This window comes from uncultured Methanofollis sp. (assembly GCF_937919355.1).
Taxonomy (GTDB): domain Archaea; phylum Halobacteriota; class Methanomicrobia; order Methanomicrobiales; family Methanofollaceae; genus Methanofollis.
This window is the reverse complement of record NZ_CALFSA010000213.1, coordinates 1-16,344: the sequence shown is the minus strand read 5'-3', so window position 1 is coordinate 16,344 and position 16,344 is coordinate 1. Positions and strand designations below refer to the sequence as shown.

General features: G+C 52.8%; 13 protein-coding genes and 1 pseudogene. 6 read left to right on the top strand and 8 right to left on the bottom strand.

The window, feature by feature from the left end:
- Both Q0520_RS10380 and Q0520_RS10375 read right to left on the bottom strand, forming a co-directional pair.
- Nucleotides 1-1,293 (bottom strand): annotated as a pseudogene (locus Q0520_RS10380) (hypothetical protein); the annotation flags it as partial.
- Nucleotides 1,294-1,754: 461 nt separating this feature from the next.
- On the bottom strand, nucleotides 1,755-3,170 hold the full coding sequence (locus Q0520_RS10375) for a hypothetical protein (RefSeq protein ID WP_298669796.1): 1,416 nt from the start codon (nucleotides 3,168-3,170) through the stop codon (nucleotides 1,755-1,757).
- 245 nt (nucleotides 3,171-3,415) lie between these two features.
- Here Q0520_RS10375 and Q0520_RS10370 point away from each other — a divergent pair, with 245 nt between their 5' ends.
- The 3 genes from Q0520_RS10370 (at nucleotide 3,416) to Q0520_RS10360 (ending at nucleotide 8,230) form a co-directional block, all read left to right on the top strand.
- Entirely contained in the window at nucleotides 3,416-4,648 is a 1,233-nt protein-coding gene (locus tag Q0520_RS10370; protein ID WP_298669793.1) for a glycosyltransferase family 4 protein, read from the top strand.
- Nucleotides 4,649-5,235: 587 nt separating this feature from the next.
- Nucleotides 5,236-6,999, top strand: a complete 1,764-nt coding sequence (locus Q0520_RS10365; protein ID WP_298669791.1) for an asparagine synthetase B family protein — start codon at nucleotides 5,236-5,238, stop codon at nucleotides 6,997-6,999.
- Between the two features lie 70 nt (nucleotides 7,000-7,069).
- Entirely contained in the window at nucleotides 7,070-8,230 is a 1,161-nt protein-coding gene (locus tag Q0520_RS10360) for a radical SAM protein (RefSeq protein ID WP_298669787.1), read from the top strand.
- Here the strand turns inward: Q0520_RS10360 and Q0520_RS10355 are convergent.
- The 5 genes from Q0520_RS10355 to Q0520_RS10335 form a co-directional block, all read right to left on the bottom strand.
- Entirely contained in the window at nucleotides 8,204-8,449 is a 246-nt protein-coding gene (locus Q0520_RS10355) for a hypothetical protein (RefSeq protein WP_298669785.1), read from the bottom strand. The two genes, Q0520_RS10360 and Q0520_RS10355, sit on opposite strands and share 27 nt — an antisense overlap.
- 46 nt (nucleotides 8,450-8,495) lie before the next feature.
- The gene (locus tag Q0520_RS10350) at nucleotides 8,496-9,494 is read right to left on the bottom strand and encodes a GNAT family N-acetyltransferase (RefSeq protein ID WP_298669782.1); all 999 of its coding nucleotides are present in this window, start codon (nucleotides 9,492-9,494) and stop codon (nucleotides 8,496-8,498) included.
- Nucleotides 9,469-10,494 carry a polysaccharide deacetylase family protein gene (locus Q0520_RS10345; RefSeq protein WP_298669780.1) on the bottom strand — a complete coding sequence of 342 codons (1,026 nt, stop codon included), beginning with the start codon at nucleotides 10,492-10,494 and terminating at the stop codon, nucleotides 9,469-9,471. Before Q0520_RS10345 ends, Q0520_RS10350 begins: the two co-directional genes overlap by 26 nt.
- Before the next feature lie 268 nt (nucleotides 10,495-10,762).
- On the bottom strand, nucleotides 10,763-11,515 hold the full coding sequence (locus Q0520_RS10340) for a glycerophosphodiester phosphodiesterase family protein (RefSeq protein ID WP_298669777.1): 753 nt from the start codon (nucleotides 11,513-11,515) through the stop codon (nucleotides 10,763-10,765).
- Nucleotides 11,516-11,635: 120 nt separating this feature from the next.
- On the bottom strand, nucleotides 11,636-12,430 hold the full coding sequence (locus tag Q0520_RS10335) for a basic amino acid ABC transporter substrate-binding protein (RefSeq protein WP_298669775.1): 795 nt from the start codon (nucleotides 12,428-12,430) through the stop codon (nucleotides 11,636-11,638).
- 206 nt (nucleotides 12,431-12,636) lie between these two features.
- Here Q0520_RS10335 and Q0520_RS10330 point away from each other — a divergent pair, with 206 nt between their 5' ends.
- Both Q0520_RS10330 and Q0520_RS10325 read left to right on the top strand, forming a co-directional pair.
- Nucleotides 12,637-12,894 (top strand): DUF504 domain-containing protein, encoded by a 258-nt coding sequence (locus Q0520_RS10330; RefSeq protein WP_298669773.1) that lies wholly within the window; start codon nucleotides 12,637-12,639, stop codon nucleotides 12,892-12,894.
- A 98-nt stretch (nucleotides 12,895-12,992) separates the two neighbouring features.
- Nucleotides 12,993-14,210, top strand: a complete 1,218-nt coding sequence (locus Q0520_RS10325) for a GntP family permease (protein WP_298669770.1) — start codon at nucleotides 12,993-12,995, stop codon at nucleotides 14,208-14,210.
- A 20-nt stretch (nucleotides 14,211-14,230) separates the two neighbouring features.
- Here the strand turns inward: Q0520_RS10325 and Q0520_RS10320 are convergent, their stop codons facing one another.
- Nucleotides 14,231-14,728: a hypothetical protein gene (locus Q0520_RS10320; protein ID WP_298669767.1), complete on the bottom strand. Its 498-nt coding sequence runs from the start codon at nucleotides 14,726-14,728 to the stop codon at nucleotides 14,231-14,233.
- Nucleotides 14,729-14,893: 165 nt separating this feature from the next.
- Here Q0520_RS10320 and mmp10 point away from each other — a divergent pair, with 165 nt between their 5' ends.
- Entirely contained in the window at nucleotides 14,894-16,117 is a 1,224-nt protein-coding gene (gene mmp10 / locus Q0520_RS10315; RefSeq protein WP_298669764.1) for a methyl coenzyme M reductase-arginine methyltransferase Mmp10, read from the top strand.
- Nucleotides 16,118-16,344 lie beyond the last annotated feature (227 nt).

The following is a 16,344-nucleotide window of genomic DNA, read 5'->3' as shown; positions in this document are numbered from 1 at the left end:
GAGGACCGGACCAATGACCTTGGTGCCAATGAAGTTGGTCTTCGCACCGGTCACCTCAACATTGGAGACCTGAACCAGACCGTTCGCAGATGCCTGGTTGTTGATGCCAGTGGCATACCCGGAGATCTTCGAGTTTGCGACCAGGATGGACGACGGGGCCGAAACCCTCGACTGCACCCTGATGCCTGCAGTTGAGCGGGAGGTGTCCGACGAGATGGTCAGACCGTTCATGCTCACCTTGGAGCCTCCTGCCAGGAAGAGGACCGGTTCGGGTGAGTTTTTAACCGACGACGAATCGATCTTCAGACCGCCCGCACCTACACTGAGGATGCGGAAACCGATCTTTGAACCCTTGTCGCTGGACCCTGAGACAGAACTGCTGTCGGGGTAGTCGCACATGAAGCCGACAATGTTGTCCTCGGAGATGCAGTTCTCAAGGGTCATGCCCTCCATGACAAGGTAGCCGGCACCGAAGTCGGGATGGGCAGCACCAGTCTTCTGCTTCTGGCCGTTGTCACGGCTGACGCAGTCGATGAGCCTGACGTTCTTCAGTTTCGGGGGAGGTTCGGCGTGGAACCCGGACTCCCAGGTGCCCTCGGCGATACACCGGGTGTAGGTGACGTCCTCGACGGTGTCGATATACTCGGCAATGTCGAAGCCGACATCCCAGGCCTCGCTGTACTGGCTTCTCTCACCATAATACTGCTCGTACCTGCCGCAGTTGATGGCCTGGCAGTCTGTGTAACTGATATTCCTGACGACCGAGGGTGTGCCCCAACCTGCACCGTTGTGGACAAAGCCCCAGCGGTCGCAGTCGATCGCTTTACAGTTGATGAACTGGATGTCTTCGACAGTCTTGCTGTAGGCGTAGATGATGAAGGCGGCCATGTACGAGTTGTCGACATTGTACACCTTCACATTCTCAATGACATGGTGGGACGAACTGATGTAGACGCGCCCTTTCCCATTGATCTGGAGATCGGAGACCTTGACATTGTTCACGCTGGCAAGGGAGATCGCCGATGATGAGACAAATTTCAGGAATGTCGCATCTTCGCCTTCCCCTTTCAGGGTCGTAGAACTTTTCGGGGCGACATTGCCGTCCAGGGTGTAGTGACCCTTGGCGAGAATGACCGTACCGCCTGCGGGGATGGCAGAAAGCGCTTTGTTGATCTCGATCTGATCGCTTGTACCGTCACAGACATAGTCTGCCTGATTTTTTACTAAGTTGCTGCTGTCGCTTGCTGCAACAACGAGGGATGCTGCCCCTGCTGCCTGAACAAGGCATGACAATAGGGCGAATCCTGCAACTAATGTTAATAGTGGTAATAATCTCATTTTTTTTCCTCTAATTCCTTCCGTTCTTCACCTTCTGCTCGTTTTTTGGTTTGTTGTATTGCAAATAATTAGTTTAGAGTAACTGCATATAAACAATTCCATTTTATAATATCGACAGGATTGCCGATTATTATGGACCAATATGATGAAAACGTATAATAAAAGAAGAAGAGAGTATAGAATAGATATTAGGATACAGAGTATTTATATACAAAAAGGAGGGGATATACAAAGAACAGAGAGGATATACCCCTCTCTTTGAAACTTCACGACAAGACAAATTGGTAAAATAACTTCATTGCTATGAGTATTAAATTTTTTTAATTGCAATATCGTTTCGCGACAAAAGAGATCAAATACTGTATTATGGCATGAAAAAGTCTCGATACACGATTAAAGAGATAAAATGAGAACTATCAGGTAGATATCACATTGCAATTTATAAAGTTTGTCTCTGACCCCGTGACCGACACATTCGCAACCTGCACAAGCCCCCGATTCTTTGCCAGGTTATCAATACCCAACTGATATCCTGAGATCACACTATCTTTGATAAAGATCCTATCAGGGTTCCGTACCAGTGCATCCACCGTGATCCCAGCGGTTGAGCGCGGGATCTGTGACAGGATCGTCATATCGGAGAGGGTAACATTCAGCGTCGATCCCGTCCAGACATAAACTGGCTCTGCGGCATCCTCAGTGACGCACGAGCGCAGGTGCAGACCATCCTGTCCGATAGACAATATCAAAAAACCCTTCTCCGATCCAATATCTCGACAGTTGACAAGATAACTGTCGTCGGCCCGTGAACAGTGAAAACCTGCGGTATTGTTCTGAGAAGTGCAGTTCTCAAGGTACATTCCCTCATTCACCAGAAACCCCGCACCGAAATCCACCTCTTCTTCACCGATCTTCTGTTTCTGGGCGTTATCGGTACTTGTACAATTGATGAGTCTGATATTGGTGAGACTGACATGAGATTCAGCATGAAAACCGGACTCCCAGCACCCTTCGGCATAGCAGTTGATATAGGTTATATTGTCCGCACTCCGGAGAGACTCGGCAATATCAAAGCCCACGTCCCATGCCTCCGTATATTGATGATCGACGCCGTAATACTGATCATATCGTCCGCAGTTAATCGCCTGACAGTTGATATAAACACAGTCCTGTACACGGTTCGGCGTTCCCTCACCGGAGTGGACAAAACCCCATCGATCAACATCCACCGCCCGACAATTGATAAAGCGGACATTCTCGATGACCTCGTTGGCAGCGTAAATTATGAATGCCGCCATGTAAGAACTATCCACGTTGAAGACGTCGACATTCTCGACGACAACATCGGATGTGCTGATATAGACATTACCCTTGCCGGTAACCCCGAAGTTCGAGAAACATATGTTTTTGCCAGAATTCACCCTGACTGAGCCGATAGAGGGAAAGTTCAGGACCGTCGCATTAGAACCCTGCCCCATAAGTGTGGAATTATCAGGGAGATTAATAGAACCTGTGCAGTTAAATGTCCCATTCATCAGGACGACAGTGCCACCCTGAGGGGGGAGGGCGCGAAATGCTGCTATGATCTCTTCCTGATCGTCCAGACCGTCACAGACAAAATCTGGAGGTGCAGACATTTCTCCGTCATACGTCTTCGAGGCAACGACCATGAGCGGACCTGAAGGCCATTGTGGACGTTCAGGTTCAGGGGTAACGTTCTCCTCTTCCTGAGGAAGGGGGGATATCTGGGAGATAATAACGGCAATACCTGTCAGAACAAGGACAAAAACCACCACGAGAATAATTATCCTCTGTTTATCGGCAGATATCACCTATTTCACTCCGTATTGAAGGGCAAAAGACGAACCAGATAGAGCAAAACGTTTCGGTCCCCCCATGCACCAACCAGGCAGACACCATACCTCTCTTATCACCCGGCAGAGACCACTATACTTCGGGTCAATTAAGAACTTTTCGTTCATACATTCCAGATTCCATTACTTTTCACAAAGGGATTTTACAGCGATTCGCGATTGAGTTATCTTTATTACGGGGATGTGTGCATCTACTGCCTGCGATGCAGGCAGAAAGAGGCGGCCTGGATATCCTCTTCATAGAGCCTTTGAAATCATTCGAAGGTGCCAACGGGAAGATTACTCATAGCTGCGAGCTCATCGAAGGCCTTGCAGCCAGACATAACAGACTTCATATCTTTTCGACCATCGATCTGCCATTTGTGCATACGGATCGTATTACCTGCTCACCTATACCAGAACAGGGTATGCTCAGGCTGTACTGGAGTATTATCCGTTCACTTCTTCGCAATAATTCTTCGCGGCGGTATGATGTGATCTATACCAGGAACTCATGTTTCGGAGTTCTGGGAGATCTCTTCTCAGGACGGCTCCATGGCACACCGATCATATGCGAGGTCAACGGCCTTTTCAGGGACGAGATCAGACTTCTCAACCATAGTAAACCATCATTTGGCATCTCCGCCAGGATGAACCAGACCCTGTGCCGAGTATCTGAACATTACCTGCTCAAAAGAGCCGATACTATTATCGCCGTGACGGCGGGGATAAAGCGCCACCTGATCGAAGAGTACGGGATAGACGAGAAGAGGGTAACAGTCATCGAGAACGGGGCAAATATCGAGATCTTCAGACCCGGCGATCAGGGCATAGCTCGAAAAGCGCTGGGCCTCGACCCCTCAGCCATGTATATCTGTTTTACCGGCAACTTCGCACCCTGGCAGGGGTTGCCAGACCTCATCAGAGCCGTCCCCCAGATCTGCACCATGTACCCCATGGCCCGCTTCCTGCTTGTCGGCGACGGCGTGATGAGAGAGACATGCATTGAACTTGCAGATAAACTGGGGGTAGGGGACAGAATCTACTTCACCGGTCGGGTTGCCTACAAGAGCGTGCCCATCTATGTCAATGCCAGCGACGTCTGCGTCGCACCGTTTATCAAGGACCGGAATGACACGATCGGTCTCTCCCCCCTGAAAGTCTATGAATATATGGGATGTGGAAAACCGGTCGTGGCGAGCGACATTACGGGTGTCAGAGAACTCCTCAAACGCTCCGGCGGGGGTATCACGGCCAGACCTGAGGATCCTGAGGCCCTCGCTTCGGCGGTCGTGAGTCTCCTCGCCGACCCCGAGAAGCGGACACAGATGGGAAGGGCCGGGTGCGAGTACGTCAGAAACAATAACACCTGGGAGATCGTCGCCCGGAAGGTTGGAGAGGTCTGTTCGGCCGTCGCATCACGCCATGGTCAGCAGAGCAGAAAACCTGGCGGATAAGGGATTATATCATCTAAGATTTTTAAAACATAGACAATCTCATTCAAGCATCTTTCAGGGATGCGATCCATAAAAGCGAGGATATAATTTTGAGATATAAAATGTGTGGCACATGCCAGATATAATCTGACAGACCTACAACCTATCCCAGAAATACCTCACTCCTTGACCCTTTTCGATCACGTCATTCCCGCAATGATTCGCCTGAATCTTTCGTCAGGATACCGCCAACAGAAAAAGAGAGGGGCGACAGCGAAAGCAATAAATAAAGCATCGATATAGGCAGTACAAAACGGGGGAGATGAACAGGCACATGCCTGAAGAGGCTTACCGATCCGGCACGTCGTGAACAATAGAACGACAAGAATTCCGGTAGAAAGGTATAGTTCGCTCTTTGAACGGGATAATCGATGGCATGACATCCCATTCTCTGTCAGGATGAGGGTTCAAGCGGCAGAGAGGAAGTTTGACATCTGTATACCACTGGACCGAACGCTTCGGTACACGCCAAGGTATCCTTCGGTTCCCGCACCGGAGGTCAGATGGAGCGGAGACAAAAATACAGATTATGGTCATGGTGACCGCAAATGCAGGTAGAAATTCGCCTATCAAACCACTTTTCACCGTGGAGACATATAGGGACGGATCAAGCCATTTGTTCGATAAAGGGCAATATATTCTACGATAACCGTCTGACCGACGACAGAGAGATAGTATTACGTCTCTCCCAGGAGATGTCCGGGTCCGCACCACGCAGAGAGGCGATCGCACGACAAATCGGGCACATGAATGGGAATTATGCCATCGTTATCGATGCACCAGATCATGTCCTCTGTGCAGTCGACCGTATCAGGAGCATTCCACTCTTTTATTCCAAAAGACAGGGGAAAATCATAATCTCCGACGATGCCCATATCCTGAAAAATGCGACGATTACAGGGCCGGATGACATACGAGCAGCCGAATTCCTGGCAACAGGCTTTGTCACCGGCAAAGATACTCTCTTCAACGGGATTGAACAGATACAGGCAGGGGAATTTCTATTATACAATAAAGGAACAGAACAAACAGGTGTATATTCTCACTACAACTATCAACACAGAGACTATTTCCAGATCTCCGACGAGCAGATGATTGAGAGGATGGATGAGGTCTACACGAACGTCTTCAAGCGCCTCATCAAAACCACCGTCGACCAGGGGAAACATATCGTCGTCCCCCTCAGCGGCGGACTCGATTCAAGGATCCTTGTGGCGCTGCTCAAACGGCTCGGTGTTGAGGACGTAACCTGTTTTACGTATGGGATCCAGAACAACCGGGAATCACGATTCAGCAGAGAGGTGGCCAGGGCACTGGGGTACCCCTGGTATTTCGTCGAATATACCGCGGCAAAGTGGGAAGAGATGTACCGATCCCCGGAACTGCCGGTGGTGCTCAGGTACGGCGGGAATCTCACCGCCCTCCCTCACATTCAGGACATGGTAGCCGTCAGGGAACTGAAAAAACTCGACGTAATCCCCGCGGGGTCGGTCTTTGTCCCGGGCCACGGGGCAGATGTGCTCTCCGGGTGTAAAATACCCCGTACCTATGACGTGAAGCGTGGATGCACTGCCGAAGAGGCCGTCCACTACATTCTTGCCGACCACCACTCTTACTGGGACCGGGGCAATAACGGTCCGCTCCAGAAACTCTTTGAAGAGAGAGTCAGTGCCATCATACCTCCCGTCCGTGCCGATGACTGCGAATCAGGGGCAAATGCAATTGAGTTCTTTGATTACAAGGAGAGACAGGCGAAATATATCATCAACTCGGTCAGGGCGTATGAATACTATGGTTATGAGTGGCGGATCCCCTTCTGGGATAACGAACTCATGGAATTTTTCATGAAAGTTCCTGTCCAGTACAGGATCTCGCAGAGACTGTACAAACAATTTGCGCGGGAGAGGGTCTTCACCGGTGATCTGAATAAACTCAAATATATCGAATGCACAACAAAATTCGATGATTCTCTCTTTCAACGGTGGATGGCCGCCCGGAATAAACTCAGACTGATATACGACCGTTTCGCAGACAGGGGCATCTATGCCCTGTGGTACCGGGATCTCAGATCCATACTGCTCAAAAAGAATGCCCTTATGACAGATCTCAGCAGCAGGTACCCTCTCCTCCAGACGATGATGATGCAGCACAGGATCGACCCCTCTGCATTAACAATCATCAGTCTCCTGAACCTCGAATATCTGCTGGAGTACGCAGATATTCCACGTCTTGATGAAGAAGACGTTAAAAGCAAAAAAGAATGTATCTGGGACATCAGCATTCCCGAACGCTCTAAAGAGACAACTCGATGATTTCCTGTTTTTTCGGTCTTTGAGATAGATATAAATAGAGAAATGGACATGACGATGGTCGGGGGGTCATGTGGCACACGTTTCTGACACCATACGGGTTCCGGATTTTTCGGGATATTATAACAAAGCACTCGAACAGATTCAGGATCTGGCCAGGGGAGTACGGAAAAACGGGACGGTTGAAGACGATCAGATCGATTACTCAGTCCCTATCGGGATCGACGAGAGAGTTGGTCACCTCGATGGGAAACCGTGCAGGCGCCTGGTGGTATTTCTCCGGTCAACAGGGTGTGAGTGGGTCAAGGAAAGCGGTGGATGCACGATGTGCGGCTTTTACTGCAGCACCAGGCACGGAATGAAGGTCTCGGACGAGGATTATATCAACCAGATCAAGCAGGTCACCGATATGGTGGACCTGAACGACTATCCGATCGTTGCTTTATACAATGACGGCAACTTCCTTGATGAGAAGGAGATATCATACAATGCCCAGAAAAAGATCTCGTCCATTCTCGACAGTTACCCTGGCATCAGGAGGGTTGTCATCGAGTCCAGGATCAATGACAATACCATTGAAATAGCAAAGAAGATCAAAAAGGATCTCTCCAACAAAGAACTGGAGATATTGTTCGGGTTTGAGTCGGCGAATCCAGATGTCATGAACCTCTGTATCAATAAGGGGTTTACCGCACGGAACTACGACTATTATCTCGCAAAAATGAATAATTCCGGCGTACTTTTCAAACCGCTTCTCCTCCTGAAACCTCCCTTTTTAACAGAGCAGGAAGCGATCACCGATGTTGTCAGGACAGTCGACTACCTATATGCGCGCGGCATCCGCAGGGTGGACCTCGAGGTAACAACGGTCGAGAAGAACACAGTTGTGCATGAACTCTGGAAGAAGGGCCTCTACACCCCCCCCATGTTGTGGAGTGTCCTTGAAGTGATACGGCAATATAAGCAGAAATACGGTGACAAGATGAGCATGTATATCAGCCCGTTCCAGTATTCTGTCGAATCGCTGGACTTCTCCAGAAATTGTGGGAGATGTGACCAGGAGATCCTGGACCGGATCGATATGCACAATCTGGATTTTAACATGGACGTATTCGCCGATCTCGACTGTACATGCAGACATGCCGAATGGGAGAAGAAGATCCAGGAGCAGGACAGAAGAGATTTTCCGGAAAGAGTGATACGTAATTTAGATGCCTTGAAAACCCCACAATAATCTTTTAACGTCGTAAACGACTCCGTCCAAAAGGATGGGGCTTCCTGCCTCACTGACAACACTTACATGACAGAGGATCTTTTTCTGTGGAGTCACTTTCATCATTTCATCCAGGAACCTCTTCTTTCTGACAAAGCTCTCCTCACAGATGGCTGGACAAGGAAAGAGAATGAAGAATCGCTCATGAAACGGAGTTTCAAGCGGTTCTTTGAAAGCCACCTCAGTGGTTTTCAGGGTAAAATCTCCTGAACAAAAGGATAATGAATCAGGTGCCCCTGAATGCAGACGACACTTTCAGGTACACAGATCGATTCTTCACGCCATAATAGGGTACGAGATGCGGACTGAAATTCTGGGTGAACTCGGCAAGATAAGGGATATTGGCTGTCATCAGGTTTATCTGTCGGTATCCTCTCTCCCCGAAGTCCAGAAGGGACTCATACAACAGGAGGAATGAGGCGCCGGAGGCCTTGGCCTCAGGGGTGGTTGCGGCAGCCCAGCGGTAGACCCGTCGGTTATCTGTAAGGTAGATATCTCCTCCGATTACGTCGCCGTCTCGGTTATGTGCGGTGACAAGTTCACAGTTCCCCCGCTCGTGGAAGGTCTTGAATATACTGCGCAACAGAGGTTTCTGCAAGGGAGGCGCCATACCCCTGTTCTGAAAAGTATACTCAAAGAGTTTGTAAAACATGTCTATATCCTCAAACTTCTGGATTACAATCCCGTTTTCCCTTCCTTTTTTCATATTTCTCCTTGCATTTCTCGACATACTGAAATTCGCCGGATCAAGATAGTAGGTGTACAACACATTGGTTTCCCACCCTTCCCAGATGAAGCACCTGATATCTTGCCATTCTGGAGCATGCACGATGTGGATACTGGCATAGTTCTCCACCTTCATCTGCTGAATCAGAGACCGGACCACATCCTGTTGTCTCTGCTCACAGGCACGGGCACTTCCCTCTTCGAGGGGCAGAAGAACGATCCCGCCGTACGGGTTCATCGGGGGAATCGACGTCCCCACAGAGATCAAGCCTCCAATCTGGTAGAAAAAAAGAGGACACCCGCCGATAAGATCGTCTCCATTGAAAAAACCATAGACCGTATAATCGATCTCCCGCCCACAACTCATGACCGAAAGCCATGGACTGGAATGGAAGATCGAACCTTCTGGTGCCGAACTCACGACCGCGTCCCATACAGGGAGTTCATCCGGCTCAAGACGCCGGACCGAGATCTCAGAGATACCTGGACCACCAATCATAAATCTCCTTGCCAGATGTCATCCACGCACCCTCCTTTGAACAATACTCGAGCAGTTTTTTATACAGCACAAGATAGTCCCCGGTCATGCAGTTGTTATGCCAGAGGACATTGAGAACGCCATTGCACTGTTTCACATTCTCGATAATCTGACAGATCAGTTTCCATGAGAGTTCAAGATCCAGGTGCATGTAGAAAAAGAGGGTCTTATCCATGATCGCAAGAGGAATCTCGACAATGTTCATCACCCGGTTGTTCCTGAGGTCAAACGGCCTGTACGGATAACACATCCCATTTCTGAAACCAGCACAATCGGCAAATCCCATCGTCGAGTCATACTGAAATCCTGCCTTCGATAGATACTCCCATGTCTCCGGCACTTTTATCTTGAGGTAGTGGTTTCGATACCCCACCACGGGTTTATTCAGCAATTTGTCCAGTTTTCTCTTATTTTCCCTGATTTCGTCTGGATTATTATAGGTTTGGTGACCACCGTGGAGACCGATCTCATACCCTTCATCCACGATCATGCCTAGGTCAGGTTCCAGGTCTTCGATGTCATAGGCATAATCCTCGCTTGCTGAGTCCAGAACAAGAAAGAAAAAGGTTGACGTGGCACCATAGTCTTGTTCCATCGCAATAATGTCCTGAAAATTACACCAGGGCGACCTCTTTGTCTTCATCTGCATCAGGGATCGTTTCGCGTCAGAGAGACATCCTGAGCGGAGGGCATTGAATGCCTTCAATCCCTTGGACATGAGAGAACTGTACACTGAATCAATGTCATGCGTCAGACAGAGGGCAAAATCCCTATCTTCAGGATATTCCGGGCAGAATCCCCGCTCAAAAAGGTACTGAGAGGCGACAGGCTCAAAAACATTTCGGTTCTTGCTGAGGTAGAAGGGGAAACGATCATACCGATCATGGAATCCAGGAGCATATTCTTCGCTCCGCGTAAAGAGTGCCCAGACGTCAGGATCTTCTCTCAGTGTTCCCAGCATGAATCCGATATCCTCCGGTCGAGATTCTCAGAAAAGGTAGATACTACCTTTTCGGGCAACAGATCGAAACATACGTAATCGGAACCTCCATATATAGATATCTCAGCAACGGGAATGATCCTCAGATGAGTGTGCCCGGATACGGCGTGAACCTCACAAAAATGGTTTACAGGCTATTTTGCAGGAGCTGAGATTATTTCTGACATTTCCTGGCCATATGGATAGGCAGACAGAAAAAAACAAGTGTGATCTGTTGTATCACATAGCCTCACCATTCTCGCCGTCGAGTCTTCTCCACGCCCGTGAGGAGCACGCTCATCCTACACGGGTCATCTGATACGATGCCGTCGGCACCGACGTCCCATGCCGCCAGAACCTCGTTGTCTGCATTCAGCACCCAGGGGACCACCATAAGGCCGCATCGATGTGCCCGCTCAACCAGAGCAGAGGTGAGCAGGTCTTTCTCGGGGAGGACGACGTCAGCACGGACTGACGTTGCTGTCGAGAGGGGATCTCCACCGTCTCTCGAGTAAATGAATCCTGTCCTGACACCCGGCAGGAGAATTTTCACCTTTTCGATACTCCCTTTGTGGAATGAGACGACAAAGAGTTTCTCAGGATCATATCCCTTCAGGACACGACAGACAATCTCCTCGCTTCCCTCTTCCTTGACCTCGACACAAAGGCCGCGCCTGCCGGAAACCCGGGAGACGACCTCCTGAAGAGTCGGGACGCGTTCTCCGTCCCCGGCGTCGAGGACCTTCAGTTCGGAGAGCAGGTATGCGCATATCGGTCCGCTGCCGTCGGTCGTCCGGTCGAGGGTGGCGTCGTGCATGATTACAGGCACACCGTCGCGGCTCAGGCGGACATCGACCTCGACATAGTCGGCGCATGCCATCCCGACCTCCAGTGCACGCAGGGTGTTCTCCGGGGCAACTGCACGTGCCCCCCGGTGACCGATGATGAACATGGGCGGGGTGACGGTGTGCCGCATGATATATGCACCGGCATGTCTCTCCATGGCTGTCTCTCTTCATCCCGCAGGTCATCTCATTCCCCGTGGTGAAGCACCAGTCCCGGGACACTACAGCGAAGGTCTCCGGATTTATTCGTAAAAGGGATTAAAAAAAGTGAGAAGGACTCATTCCATGTGATACTTCTGGATGAGTTCTTCTCTGTAGGGGTCGTTCATGAACTTTTCAAGGCCGTCGTCGATCATGGCGAGGAGTTTGTCGTCGCCCTTCCTGACCGCGATGCCGAAGTTCTCGCCGGTGTCGATGGTTCCGATCTTCTGGAGTTTCTTGCCGGCAATGACATCGTTGATGACGGTGCTGTCGAACATCACTGCATCGATGTTGCCGTTCTCAAGGTCGGTCACGGCGTTGGCAATGTTAGTATGGTGTTTGAGGTTCTTCTTGTCCATGAGACCCTTCTGGACGAGGTTCTTGTCGATCCAGATGTCGGCGGTGGTGCCGGTCTGGGTGCCGATGGTCGCCTTGCCGGCAAGGACGTCGTCCATTGTCAGGGTCGATCCCTCGCGCACGATGACGGTCTGGTTGACGGTCCAGTACGGGATGGAGAAGTTCACCTGTTCCATCCTATCCGGAGTGATGGTCATGCCCGAGTGGACCAGGTCAATTTTTCCGCCGTTCAGGGCAGGGATCAGGCTGTCAAAGGCGATCTGCTGGAACTTGACATTGAAACCTTCCTTTTCCGCGATCCAGAGCATGGTATCGGTGTCGAAACCTGTCGGATTGCCGTCCTTGCCCATGATGGAGAAAGGCGGATAGGGGGCGTCAATTCCCACGATGTAGGTCGGTTTTTCCTCTGCATCGGTCTGGGCGGGGTTCTTGGAGTCGCTTCCGATGCAACCCGCAAATGCCGCACAGCAGACTACAATGCAGAGCACGAGTGCTGTCAGATATTTTTGAGACATCAGAATGGTGTTTGAATGTAAAGGTAATATCTTTTATTAATTGTACCGAGCACATAAAATGCGGGACATGCATCTCTCTGCGTTTTTTTCTCTGAACCCCCGGCACTCCGGTCAGAATTATATGGTCACGGGAGAGCAGGGCAGATGCATACAGGCACCGCTACGAGGGGTGGGTATATAGGAAGAGACCGCCACCCCATACACCGATGCGGACAAGTCACCGCCTCCTCCTCAGGTTCCTCCACGATCCAGCCTACGATTTTTCTGCCGTAGCGGTCGTCTTCATCGACCGGGGTGCGCCCGGCGACTGCTCCCGGGTCTGCGGTCGGGATATTGCGGCGATCGAGGGGGCGCACATGGTAGTCGAGACCGATCGCGGGCAGAAGTACATCCCCTTCCACCGGGTGCTCAGGGTCCTCTACAGGGACGAGGTGGTCTGGGAGAGGGAGGGGTTCGAACCGTGAGGGAAAAGGGATGTGTCCCCCATCATCCCCTGTTCTCGATTTTATCAGCCCCTGCCGCATAAAAAATCTATATATCCGACAAAGGCAAGGTACCGGCGATGCAGACTCTCATCGCGTTCGCGCTGGTCCTCGTCCTCATCTCGATTGCGACGGTGAGGTATCGCCTCAACCCCTTCGTCACCCTCTTCTCGGCGGCCATCGTGTACGGCGTCCTTGCCGGCGTGCCGGCGGAGTCGGTCGTCGGCACTGCGGCCGAAGGGGCCGGGAAGATCTTCGCCCTCCTCGGTGTCGTCGTCTTTGCCGGATCTGTCATTGCAAAGGTGCTCGAAAAGGGAAAGTTCCAGGAACGCATCTTCAGCGACCTCAGGGCCTTCACCCACCGCCCTGCATTGACCGGGGGGATCGCCGGGTTCATCCTTGCAGTGCCGTTCATGTGCTGCATCACCGCCTTCATCGTGATCTCCCCTCTCCTCTCCTGTTTCGCTGATAAGAAGAAGGCAATCTATGGCGCCGCCATCGGGAGCACCCTCTCCTTCTCCCTCATCTACCCGACGCCGGTGACGATCGCCGCTGCGTCGGCGGTTCAGGGGTTCTCGGCAGGGGAGTACATGGCCGTCGCCCTTCCCCTTTCCCTCGTCCTCCTGGTCGCGGTCGGCATGGTGATCGGGCGGCAGAAGAGTGCCGCAGAAGGGGGCGACCAGGTCTGCGCCCCGGAAGTTGGGCGGCGGGCATGGATACCCCTCCTCCTCCCTCTTGCCCTGACCGCGGCGGCGGTCGTCTGGCCGGTCTTCGGGAAGGGGTCGATCTCGGTCGCCCTGCTCGTCGGGATGGCTGGCGCCCTCCTCGTCCTCGCACCCGACCTGCGGTACGCCGCCCTCAAGGACGGGACCAAACATGCCGGCGTGATCATCTACGACCTCTGTGGGGCCGGCGCCTTCGGGGCGACGATCATGGCAAGCACCTTCGCCACCGACGCCTTCGCCCTCTTTGGGGACGCGGTCCCGGCAGTTCTGGTGCCCTTCCTCCTCGGCGTCCTCCTCCAGGCGGCCCAGGGGTCGCGGGTGGTGACGGCCGTGATCACCGCGAGCATGGTCCTCTCGTCGGACTATGCGACGGCGATCGGCCAGATCCCCCTCATGCTGATGATCGCGGCGGGGACTCTTTCCATCTCCGCCTTCAGCGACCCTTTCTTCTGGGTGGTCAGGAACACAAGCGGCGACCCGGTCCAGGAGGTGCTCTGGCGGTACGCCCTCCCCCTCTCGGCGGCAAGTCTTGTCATTGCCGCGGTCGCCGTGGCCATTGAGATGGGGGTTTGAAGAGAGTCAAAAAAAGGAGTTCAGGGATTTGCCGGGATCTGGTGGGTGAAGGAGGGGATCTCCGCGACGTCCCTCAGGGTCTCGTTCTTCCCGTCGGCAAAAGTGACCTCTGTCACCGCAGGGGAGAAGTCGGCCTGCACCAGCGGCGCAAACCAGTAGTCGTTCAGTGCCTTCTCCGCTTCTTCGAGGTGAAGCGCCGGCGTCGCATAGATAGTAGCATTGTCGACAGAGGAAACACGGGCGAATGTCTCGGCCCTGAAGGATGCCGACCTGTCGCTCACGGCGACCGATTCAACCTCGGACCCGGAGTACTTCTCCAGCGCCTTTCCAAACTCCACATTTGGGTCTGCGATCTTCAGGAAGACCGCGATATTTTCGAGCCACGTCAGCGAATAGTCAAAGGTGACTATTGCGGCACCGTCCTCTTCGATATCTATCGTGAGTTTCTCAGCGGTAAAGGCGCCTGCCGGCATCACGATCGCACCGAAGAGGAGAAGGGTGAGAATACCACCAATCATCTTTTTTTTACTCATAAACATTTTCATGGCCTGCCACCCGCGGAAGATTATATTTTTGCAATTATAAACATATCGGGTTCCCGAGAACAGATCAGAGGGCGAGAAGATCGCGGTACCAGTTCAGATGCCATACCATATAACTCTTCAGCACAGACAGAGTAGCAGATGGCTCAGTTGACCGTGGATATTGGCGGGCGCCCGGGCGTCGACTGCCGGGGCTTCTGCGAGTATTGCTATTTCAAGCATGTCGGGGAGGTCAAACCTTTCGGGTGCAGGTACTGTCTGCCCTTCAAAGTGGGCTGCGACTACTGCACACGGGGCGTGAAAGAGCAGTACAGCGGGTTTAAACCTCTCTCCGCGGTCGCCGACGACACCCTCGCCCGGCTCCAGATGATCGGTGACGACCTCTCCCGGATCACCATCAGCGGTGGCGGGGACCCGAGTTGTTATCCCGAATTCCGCGACCTCGTCGAGATCCTGGGAAGCATGGACGTGCCCCTCCATATCGGCTATACCAGCGGGAAGGGCTTTGACGACCCGGAGATCGCCGACTTCCTCATCGACAACGGCCTCTCTGAGGTCTCGTACACGATCTTCTCGGCAGACCCGGAACGCCGGCGGCGGTACATGCACGACCCCACTCCCGAGATCTCCCTTGCGGTCATGCGCCGCCTCTGCGAGGAGATCGACGTCTATGCGGCCGCCGTGGTCATCCCGGGAGTCAATGACGGTGAAGACCTTGAGCAGACCTGTGCATGGCTCGACGACGCCGGGGCGAAGGGCCTGATCCTGATGAGATTTGCGAACACGACCGACCAGGGCCTGATCCTCGGCAACGCCCCGGTCATCCCGGGCCAGCAGGTCGAGAGTGTCGGGGCTTTCAGGGACCGTGTCACCGACCTGAACAACCGTTTCTCTCTCAAGATCAGCGGCACCCCTCTCTGGGACCCTGAGATCGGGTCGCCCTTCGCCATCCTCCAGGAGCCCGACCTCCTCGCACGGCTCCCCCGCGTGCGGGGAAAGGCGTCGGTGGTCACCGGGCAGGTCGCCGCACCCTACATCCAGCAGGTCCTCGACGCCTGCGGGGGCGAGTGCCGGGTCATTCCCGTGCAGAAGGAGATCGCCTGCCTGATCACCATCGACGATCTCGCCGCCATCGATCTCGCGGACCTGGAGGAGACAGTGGTCCTGCCCGGCCGCGCCTTCGTCCACGACCGACAGGCGGCGGAGGTGCTCGGCCGCGACGGGACGGTGCGGACGGTGCTCCGCGGCCCGGAGATGCTCACCGCCGATGCCGAAACCTCGATGGGGATGACCCGCGCCGGCGTCCTCCAGATGGAAATGGAGGGCTTTGCCTCTCTCATCCATATCATCAACCAGAATCGATGAAGAGTATACGGGGATATGATCTGACCGGTCTTCCCCCGATTTCATGGTGTCAAAAAAAGGGGATTTATCTTACAGGATAAAGGGGTGGAGCGGGGTAGTTCACTCTGTCCCGTGGTTGGAGTTGTGCCTCTCAAGTTCGAGGTCGCGCAGCACGTTCCTCCGGATCTTCCCTGAGATCGTCTTCGGGAGTTCGTCCACGAACTCGATGGCCCGCGGGTACTTGTACG

Excerpts from the sequence above, each read along its gene's own strand:
- mmp10 (WP_298669764.1), top strand. The coding sequence starts at position 14,894 with ATGGCTCAGTTGACCGTGGATATTGGCGGGCGCCCGGGCGTCGACTGC.
- Q0520_RS10365 (WP_298669791.1), top strand. The coding sequence starts at position 5,236 with ATGCAGGTAGAAATTCGCCTATCAAACCACTTTTCACCGTGGAGACAT.
- Q0520_RS10340 (WP_298669777.1), bottom strand. The coding sequence starts at position 11,515 with ATGGAGAGACATGCCGGTGCATATATCATGCGGCACACCGTCACCCCG.
- Q0520_RS10335 (WP_298669775.1), bottom strand. The coding sequence starts at position 12,430 with ATGTCTCAAAAATATCTGACAGCACTCGTGCTCTGCATTGTAGTCTGC.
- Q0520_RS10350 (WP_298669782.1), bottom strand. The coding sequence starts at position 9,494 with ATGATTGGTGGTCCAGGTATCTCTGAGATCTCGGTCCGGCGTCTTGAG.
- Q0520_RS10330 (WP_298669773.1), top strand. The coding sequence starts at position 12,637 with ATGCGGACAAGTCACCGCCTCCTCCTCAGGTTCCTCCACGATCCAGCC.
- Q0520_RS10345 (WP_298669780.1), bottom strand. The coding sequence starts at position 10,494 with ATGCTGGGAACACTGAGAGAAGATCCTGACGTCTGGGCACTCTTTACG.
- Q0520_RS10320 (WP_298669767.1), bottom strand. The coding sequence starts at position 14,728 with ATGATTGGTGGTATTCTCACCCTTCTCCTCTTCGGTGCGATCGTGATG.
- Q0520_RS10325 (WP_298669770.1), top strand. The coding sequence starts at position 12,993 with ATGCAGACTCTCATCGCGTTCGCGCTGGTCCTCGTCCTCATCTCGATT.
- Q0520_RS10370 (WP_298669793.1), top strand. The coding sequence starts at position 3,416 with ATGCAGGCAGAAAGAGGCGGCCTGGATATCCTCTTCATAGAGCCTTTG.